Raw genomic sequence first — 9083 nt, 5'->3', positions numbered from 1 at the left:
AAGCTAAGCCTCACAGCGCCGATGGTACTGCAGGGGGGACCCTGTGGGAGAGTAGGACGCCGCCGAACAATCATTGACGGGAATGCCCCGCACCTTCTGGTGCGGGGCATTTCTGCGTTCCAGACCCGTTTCCGTACTCGTATCCGTACTTGTACTCGTACCCGTTCCTGTGGGACGGGGCCGTCCTGTGAAGGCGAGGGCGCTTCCGGTCGCTTCCGGATGGTCTTGCGCACCTCTGATCATCGGGTATGCTTTATCTCGTTGCTCGCCCCAATAGCTCAGTCGGTAGAGCGTCTCCATGGTAAGGAGAAGGTCTACGGTTCGATTCCGTATTGGGGCTCAGGTAAAGGAAAGGCCCCCGCCATTCGGCGGGGGCCTTTTTGCTGAGCCGGTGCGTGGCTCCTAGGTGGTGTGTGGCTCCGGGACGCGCATCGCGAGGATGGCCATGTCGTCCGAGGCCGGCTCGGCGGCGAAGCGTTCGACCGCACGCAGGACGCGTGCGGCGACCGCGCCGGCCGTGAGGCCCGTACACGTCGTGAGGACGTCGGCGAGGCCGTCGTCGCCCAGCATGCGCGTTCCTTCTCTGCGCTCCGTGACGCCGTCGGTGACGCAGAGCAGGACGTCTCCCGGGTCCAGGGTGACCATCTGCTCGTACAGCTCCAGGTCCTCCATGACCCCGAGCAACGGCTGCGGTTCCGCCGCCGGTTCGACCGTGCCGTCCTGACGCAGGCGCAGCGGCAGGGGGTGGCCGGCACAGACGACCTTGAGGATCGCGCTGCCATCCTCCTGCGGCCAGAGCTCGCCGTAGAGCAGCGTCAGGAACCGGCTGCGGGCACCCTCGTCGAGGATCGCCGCGTTCAGCCGCTCCAGCACCGCGGGGCCGCCGAAGCCCTCGCGGGCCAGCAGGCGCAGCGCGTGGCGGGCCAGGCCGGTCACGGCCGCCGCCTCCGGGCCCGTACCGCAGACGTCGCCGATGGCGAAGCCGTAGGCACCGTCCCGGATGGGGAACAGGTCGTAGAAGTCGCCTCCGACCTCGTTGCCCTCGCCCGCCGCGCGGTAGATGACCTCCACCTCGACGCCGGGGACCTGCGGGAGCCCCGGCGGCAGCAGGCTGCGCTGGAGGGCCTGGCTGATGGCCGTGCGCTCCGAGTAGAGGCGGGCGTTGTCGAGTGCCAGGGCCGCTCGGCGGGAGAGGTCCTCGGCCAGTTCCAGGATCTCCTGGCGGAAGTGGTCGTCCGAGGGCTTGCCCAGCGTCAGCATGCCGATGACGCGGTTGCGGGCCACCAGCGGCAGGACGACGGTCTCGCCGCCCACGGCCGCCGCCGTCGCCAGCGTGGTGCCGATCCCCAGGGAGAGCGGCGGGCTGTTTCTGCCCATGTCACGCATGGAGGTACGCAGCGCCGCCTCGTGGGCGGCTTCCGCCGGGGCGGTCCAGATCCGGGCGCCCGGGGTGGGTACCGGGTCCGGTGGGGCGATCTTGGAGAGCAGGGCCTTGAGGCCGTCGATGCGGTCCTCGTCCTCGTGGAGCACGTACGAGAGGTATGGGTCGGATGCCTGGTCGGCGATCGTGTAGACGGCGCACCAGGTGGCGAGCGTGGGAACGGTCATCTGGGCCATCAGCGCCAGCGTCTGGTCCCGGTCCAGCGTGCCCGCGAGCAGGTCCGACGCCTCGACGAGGAAGGAGAGCGAGCCGCGTCGCAGGCGTTCCAGCTCGCCCAGGCGGGCCGATTCGACGGCCAGGGCGATCCGGTCCGCGGCGAACTGGAGGCGCAGGGCCTCCTCGTTGGTGTAGCGTCCGGCGCCCTCCGCGGCGACGCCCAGGGAGCCGGTGAGCCGGCCCTCGACCTTGAGCGGGACCGTGACGACCGAGCGCATCCCCGTGCCGTTGAGGAGCGGGACGGCGCCCGGGACCGCGGTGAGGTCCTCGTGTACGGCCGGCATCCGCGCTGAGCCGAAGCGCCCCGCACCGGCCTCCACCGGGACGCGGGCGAAGCGCTGGCGGGCGGAGGGGAGGCCGGTGGAGGCCCGTACCTCCAGCTCCGTCTCGTCGTCCGTGGCGAGGAGGAGGAAGGCCGAGTCGCCGTCCAGCATGTCGCGGGCGCGCTCCACCGTGCGCTGGAGGAGTCCGTCGAGATCGTCGGGCGCGGGGGAGCCGATGAACACCTCGAAGGGGTCCACGATGCGGCTCTCGGCACCCGCTTCGGTCGCCGGGGCGCGCAGCGGCGTCTGGATCACGGCGCGTTCGTGGTCGCGTACGAGAAGGCAGACCGTGGACGGCTCGCCGAGGGTGTCGCGGACGCGGAGGTGGGAGGCGTAGACGGCGATGACGCGGCCGTCCGCGGCCCGGATGCCGTAACTGCCCTCCCAGCGCGAGAGTTGGAGCGCTTCGACGATGCCCGTGCCGATGCCCGGGGTGTGGGGCCAGGCGGCGATGTCGGCGAGCGGTTTGCCGATGACCTGCTCGTCCGCGTATCCGAAGATGTGCTCGGCGTCCTCGTTCCAGTTGGTGACGGCGCCCGTGCGGTCGATCTGGATGACGGCGACCCGTACCCGCTCGTCGGCCACCGGGAGCAGCTCGGTGGGCAGGACGGGGCCCGCGGAGCGGGTGCCCACGGGGCGCTGCGGCAGTTCGAGCTGGAACCACACCTGTTTGAAGGTGGGTGAGTACTCGACGCCCCAGCGCGACGCGAGGGCGGCGCAGAGCAGCAGTCCCCTGCCGTTCTCCTGGTCCGCGTTGGCGAAGGCGCGCGAGCTGCCCTGGATGGGGACCTCGCGCTCGGGATAGCGGTCGGCGACCTCGACACGGACGCCCTGCTCCGTACGGAGGCACAGAACATCGGCGGACGTGCCGGCATGGATGACGGCGTTGGTGACCAGCTCGCTGGTGAGAACGACCGCGTCGTCCACGACATCCGCATAACCCCACCCCTGGAGCGTGTCGCGGACAAAGGCACGGGCGGTCGCGACGGACCGCCCTACCGGATCGAAGGTGGCAGCCGCACGCGCGGTGATCACAGCACTCCCCATTGGTGTTTCGTCTCTCCCCAGAGTCCTGTGCCCGTTTCTTGTCGCTTCGATTCGCTTGCCAGGCTAGACGGTCGTCCTGTGCCCCGTGTGACGGAGTCCCGACTCGGTGGAGCTGCTATGGTCCGGCGGCCACGTCCGCCCCGTCGGTGCGGGGACGGTGGCGGAGGCCGTGCGGTGGGATGCGTGGCCGGTAAGGACGTCGCGTGACCTTTAAGGACTTCGAGTGACCTTGAGGGCGGCTGTGCGGCAAGGGCGGTCCTGCCCTTGTAGGCTTCAACGATTTGACGCTCGCGCCGTAACGCCTCAAGGGTTGGTCGCGGCGGTGAGCCGCAGTGAAACACTGGGCAGGCTTTCGGGGACAGCTCGGGCAGTACGGTCAACCCCTGCGGGAGGGACACGGTGGAGTCTGGCACGGCGGCGCGTGGCACGAGCACGCGCGCGAAAGGCGGACGGGCCCGCGGCAACGGGACCATCGAGGTGGACGCGGCGGAGCTGAACAGACTGCTGACGGCCTTGGTGTCGATGCGGGACGGCAACTTCCGTAAACGCCTGACGGTCTCCGGGGACGATGTGATGACGGAGATCGCCGCCGTCTTCAACGAGGTCGCCGACCGCAACATCCACCTCACCGGGGAGCTGGCCCGCGTACGCCGCATGGTCGGGCGCGAGGGGAAGCTCACGGAGCGGCTGGAGACCGGTGCCTGCGAGGGCTCCTGGGCCGCCGCGATCGACGCGTCGAACGCGCTGGTGGACGATCTGGCCCGGCCCGTCTCCGAGGTCGGCCGGGTGCTCTCCGCGGTCGCCGAGGGCGACCTGGAGCAGCGCATGGATCTGCGCTCCCACTCCGTGGAGGGAGCGGAGCGTCCGCTGCGGGGCGAGTTCCTGAAGGTGGCCCGTACCGTCAACAACCTGGTCGACCAGCTCTCGGCGTTCACCGACGAGGTGACGCGCGTGGCGCTGGAGGTCGGTACGGAGGGCAAGCTCGGCGGTCAGGCCAAGGTGCGCGGCATGTCGGGTTCCTGGAAGGACCTGACGGACTCCGTCAACACCATGGCGTACCGGCTCACCGCCCAGGTGCGGGACATCGCGCTGGTCACCACGGCGGTCGCCAAGGGTGATCTCTCGCGCAAGGTGACGGTCCATGTGGCCGGCGAGATGCTTCAGCTCAAGAACACCGTCAACACGATGGTGGACCAGCTCTCTTCGTTCTCCTCCGAGGTCACGCGGGTGGCCCGGGAGGTCGGTACGGAGGGGGAGCTGGGCGGTCAGGCGACCGTGCCCGGGGTGGCCGGGGTGTGGAAGGACCTCACCGATTCGGTGAACACGATGGCCGGGAACCTGACCAACCAGGTGCGGGGCATCGCCGAGGTCACCACCGCCGTCGCCAGCGGGGACCTGTCCCAGAAGGTCACGGTGAGCGCGCGCGGCGAGGTGGCCCAGCTCGCCGAGACGATCAACCAGATGACCGAGACGCTCCGTACCTTCGCGGACGAAGTGACCCGGGTGGCGAGCGAGGTCGGCGCCGAGGGGCTGCTGGGCGGCCAGGCGCAGGTGCCGGGCGCGGCGGGGACGTGGAAGGACCTGACGGACTCCGTCAACACGGTCTTCCGCAACCTGACCACCCAGGTGAGGGACATCGCGCAGGTGACGACGGCGGTCGCGAACGGCGATCTGTCCCAGAAGGTCACCGTGGATGTCGCGGGCGAGATGCTGGAGTTGAAGAACACCGTCAACACGATGGTGGGGCAGTTGAAGTCGTTCGGCTCCGAGGTGACGCGCGTCGCCCGGGAGGTCGGCGTGGAGGGCCGGCTCGGGGGCCAGGCCGAGGTGCCCGGCGCGGCGGGTACGTGGAAGGACCTCACCGACTCCGTCAACACGGCGTTCCGTAACCTCACCGGTCAGGTGAGGGACATCGCGCAGGTGACGACAGCGGTCGCCAATGGGGACCTGACACAGAAGGTCACGGTCAATGTGGCCGGCGAGATGCTGGAGTTGAAGAACACCGTCAACACGATGGTGGCGCAGCTCTCCTCGTTCGCCGATCAGGTCACGGTGATGGCCCGCGACGTGGGTACGGAGGGCCGCCTCGGCGGTCAGGCGCGGGTGGACGGCGTCAGTGGTACGTGGAAGGAGCTGACCGACTCCGTCAACTCCATGGCCGGGAATCTGACCGATCAGGTACGGCAGATCGCCCAGGTGACCACGGCGGTGGCGCGCGGCGATCTGTCGCAGAAGATCGATGTGGACGCCCGGGGCGAGATCCTGGAGCTGAAGAACACGATCAACACGATGGTCGACCAGCTCTCCGCCTTCGCCGACCAGGTGACCAGGGTCGCGCGTGAGGTGGGTACGGACGGACGGCTGGGCGGTCAGGCGCAGGTGCCCGGCGTGGCCGGCGTCTGGCGGGACCTGACGGACTCCGTGAACGGCATGGCGGGGAACCTGACGGCGCAGGTCCGCAACATCGCGGGTGTCGCCACGGCGGTGGCGCGTGGTGACCTGTCGCAGAAGATCGATGTGGACGCGCGCGGCGAGATCCTGGAGCTGAAGAACACCCTCAACACGATGGTGGACCAGCTCTCCAACTTCGCCGAGCAGGTGACGCGGGTGGCCCGCGAGGTGGGTACGGAGGGGATCCTGGGCGGTCAGGCCGAGGTCCAGGGGGTGTCCGGTACGTGGAAGGACCTCACCCAGTCCGTCAACTTCATGGCGAACAACCTCACTTCCCAGGTGCGCAACATCGCCGAGGTGACCACCGCTGTCGCCAAGGGCGATCTGTCGAAGAAGATCACGGTCGACGCGCGGGGCGAGATCCTCGATCTGGTGACGACGGTCAACACGATGGTCGACCAGCTTCTGAACTTCGCCGACGAGGTGACGCGCGTCGCCCGTGAGGTGGGTACGGAGGGCATCCTCGGCGGGCAGGCCCGGGTCCGTGGTGTCACCGGGATCTGGAAGGACCTCAGCGACAACGTCAACACCATGGCCAACAACCTGACGAGTCAGGTGCGGAACATCTCGCGGGTCTCGTCGGCGGTCGCCAACGGCGATCTGACCAAGAAGGTGACGGTGGAGGCGCGCGGCGAGGTCGCGGAGCTGGCCGACACCGTCAACACGATGGTGACGACGCTGTCGTCCTTCGCCGACGAGGTCACGCGTGTGGCGCGCGAGGTGGGCACCGAGGGCGAACTGGGCGGTCAGGCCCGGGTTCCCGGTGTCTCCGGCACCTGGAAGGACCTCACCGAGTCGGTGAACTCGATGGCGTCCAACCTGACGGGCCAGGTGCGCCAGATCGCCACGGTCACCACCGCCATCGCGAAGGGCGATCTCACCAAGAAGATCGACATCGACGCGCGCGGTGAGATCCAGGAACTGAAGAACACCATCAACACCATGGTCGACCAGCTCTCCTCCTTCGCACAGGAGGTGACCCGGGTCGCCCGTGAGGTGGGTACGGACGGTCAGCTCGGCGGTCAGGCGCGGGTACGGGACGTCGACGGCACCTGGCGTGACCTGACGGAGTCGGTCAACGAGATGGCCGGCAACCTGACCCGCCAGGTGCGGGCGATCGCCGCCGTCGCCACCGCGGTGACCCGCGGCGATCTGAACCTCAAGATCGATGTGGACGCGGCGGGCGAGATCCAGGTCCTCCAGGACAACATCAATACGATGATCGCCAATCTGCGGGACACCACCCTCGCCAACGAGGAACAGGACTGGCTGAAGGGCAACCTCGCCCGGATCTCCGGGCTGATGCAGGGCCGCCGCGATCTCGAGGACGTGGCGTCGCTCATCATGAGCGAGTTGACGCCGGTCGTCTCGGCGCAGCACGGCGCGTTCTTCCTGGCGATGCAGACCGGTACGGTGCCGCAGCTCGGCACGGACGTGGGCCGCGACGGTTCGTACGAACTGTGCATGCGCGGCAGTTACGGCTACTCGGCGGGCTCCATGCCCACCGCGTTCCGCCCCGGCGAGACCCTGATCGGGACGGCGGCGGAGGAGAAGCGCACCATCCAGGTCAATGTGCCGCCGGGGTACCTGAAGATCTCGTCCGGGCTCGGGGAGGCGTCCCCGGCGCATGTGATCGTGCTGCCGGTGCTCTTCGAGGGCAAGGTTCTCGGGGTGATCGAACTGGCGTCGTTCCAGCCGTTCACGCAGATCCAGCGGGACTTCCTCAACCAGATCGCCGAGATGATCGCGACGAGCGTCAACACGATCAGCGTCAACTCGAAGACCGAGGTGCTGCTGAAGCAGTCGCAGGAGCTGACCGAACAGCTCAGGGAGCGCTCGGCGGAGCTGGAGAACCGGCAGAAGGCCCTTCAGGAGTCCAACGCGGAGCTGGAGGACAAGGCCGAGCTGCTGGCGCAGCAGAACCGCGACATCGAGGTGAAGAACACCGAGATCGAGGAGGCGCGGCAGGTGCTGGAGGAGCGGGCCGAGCAGCTCGCCGTCTCCATGCGCTACAAGTCGGAGTTCCTGGCGAACATGTCGCACGAGCTGCGTACGCCGCTCAACTCGCTGCTCATCCTCGCCAAGCTGCTCGCGGACAACGCGGAGTCCAACCTCTCGCCGAAGCAGGTGGAGTTCGCCGAGACGATCCACGGGGCGGGCTCCGACCTGCTCCAGCTCATCAACGACATCCTCGACCTGTCGAAGGTCGAGGCGGGCAAGATGGACGTGAGTCCGACCCGTATCGCGCTGGTGCAGCTCGTCGACTACGTGGAGGCGACGTTCCGGCCGCTGACGGCGGAGAAGGGGCTCGACTTCTCCGTACGGGTGTCGCCGGAGCTGCCCGCGACGCTGCACACCGACGAGCAGCGGCTGCTGCAGGTGCTGCGCAATCTGCTGTCGAACGCGGTGAAGTTCACCGACGGCGGTGCGGTGGAGCTGGTGATCCGGCCGGCGGGCTCCGATGTACCGAACGCCATCAGGGAGCAGTTGCTGGAGGCCGGTTCGCTGCGCGAGGCGGACGGCGATCTGATCGCCTTCTCGGTGACGGACACGGGGATCGGGATCGCGTCGAGCAAGATGCGGGTGATCTTCGAGGCGTTCAAGCAGGCGGACGGCACGACGAGCAGGAAGTACGGCGGTACGGGGCTCGGGCTCTCCATCAGCCGGGAGATCGCGCGGCTGCTGGGCGGTGAGATCCACGCGGCGAGCGAGCCGGGCCGTGGCTCGACCTTCACGCTGTATCTGCCGCTCCACCCGAGCGAACTGCCTCCGCAGGGCTATCCGCAGCTCACGCCCGCCGGCATGCAGCAACTGCCGCCGCTGGCGAACGACGGTACGGGGGAGTCGCTGGGACAGGCGCGGCTGGAGGCGTCGACGCCCGCCGAGCTGCCCGGTCCTGCGGCGCTGTTCCGCCGCCGCCGCAAGAACGCGGGCGCGCCGGAGGGCGGTTCGCCGCAGCCCGGGGAGACCACGGGCGCCGCGAGTGGGCCCTCAGGGGCCTCTGGAGGGGCGCCTGCGGGGACCGGTAGGGTCGGCGGACCCTCGGGGCAGCGGGAGTTCTGGGGGGCGGGTGCGGCCTCCACAGGCCGTCAGGAGGCTTCCGAGGCTCCGGCGGAGAGCCGTACGTTCTCCTTCTCCGGCGAGAAGGTGCTCATCGTCGACGACGACATCCGCAATGTCTTCGCCCTGACGAGCGTGCTGGAGCAGCACGGTCTGTCGGTGCTGTACGCGGAGAACGGCCGTGAGGGCATCGAAGTGCTGGAGCAGCACGACGACGTGACGGTCGTCCTGATGGACATCATGATGCCGGAGATGGACGGTTACGCGACGACGACGGCGATCCGCAGGATGCCGCAGTTCGCGGGGCTGCCCATCATCGCGCTGACGGCGAAGGCCATGAAGGGCGACCGGGAGAAGGCCATCGACTCCGGAGCTTCCGACTATGTCACCAAGCCGGTCGACCCCGATCACTTGCTGTCCGTGATGGAGCAGTGGATGCGCGAGGAGTGAGCGAGGAGCGAATGAATCGGTACGGTGTGCCGACCGGCTGTGTTCGGGGGCGTGTGAGCCGCTGATATTCGGGGAACCTTCTGGTCTCCCGCCGC

General features: G+C 68.7%; 2 protein-coding genes and 1 tRNA gene. 2 read left to right on the top strand and 1 reads right to left on the bottom strand.

What is annotated here, in order from left to right:
• The first annotated feature begins 267 nt into the window (after window positions 1-267).
• Window positions 268-340 (top strand) — tRNA-Thr (locus ACIO3P_RS10455).
• Window positions 341-402: 62 nt separating this feature from the next.
• On the opposite strand, the gene ACIO3P_RS10450 is transcribed toward ACIO3P_RS10455, so the two are convergent.
• Window positions 403-3027, bottom strand: a complete 2625-nt coding sequence (locus ACIO3P_RS10450; protein ID WP_401848098.1) for a SpoIIE family protein phosphatase — start codon at window positions 3025-3027, stop codon at window positions 403-405.
• A gap of 399 nt (window positions 3028-3426) precedes the next feature.
• Between ACIO3P_RS10450 and ACIO3P_RS10445 the strand changes: the two genes are divergently transcribed.
• Window positions 3427-8988, top strand: coding sequence for a HAMP domain-containing protein (locus tag ACIO3P_RS10445; protein WP_401784890.1), 5562 nt, complete (start codon window positions 3427-3429; stop codon window positions 8986-8988).
• Window positions 8989-9083: the final 95 nt, after the last annotated feature.

It is taken from the genome of Streptomyces sp. NPDC087310, from assembly GCF_044744405.1.
Lineage (GTDB): Bacteria > Actinomycetota > Actinomycetes > Streptomycetales > Streptomycetaceae > Streptomyces.
This window is presented reverse-complemented; position numbering and strand designations above follow the sequence as displayed.

Excerpts from the sequence above, each read along its gene's own strand:
- ACIO3P_RS10450 (WP_401848098.1), bottom strand. The coding sequence starts at position 3,027 with ATGGGGAGTGCTGTGATCACCGCGCGTGCGGCTGCCACCTTCGATCCG.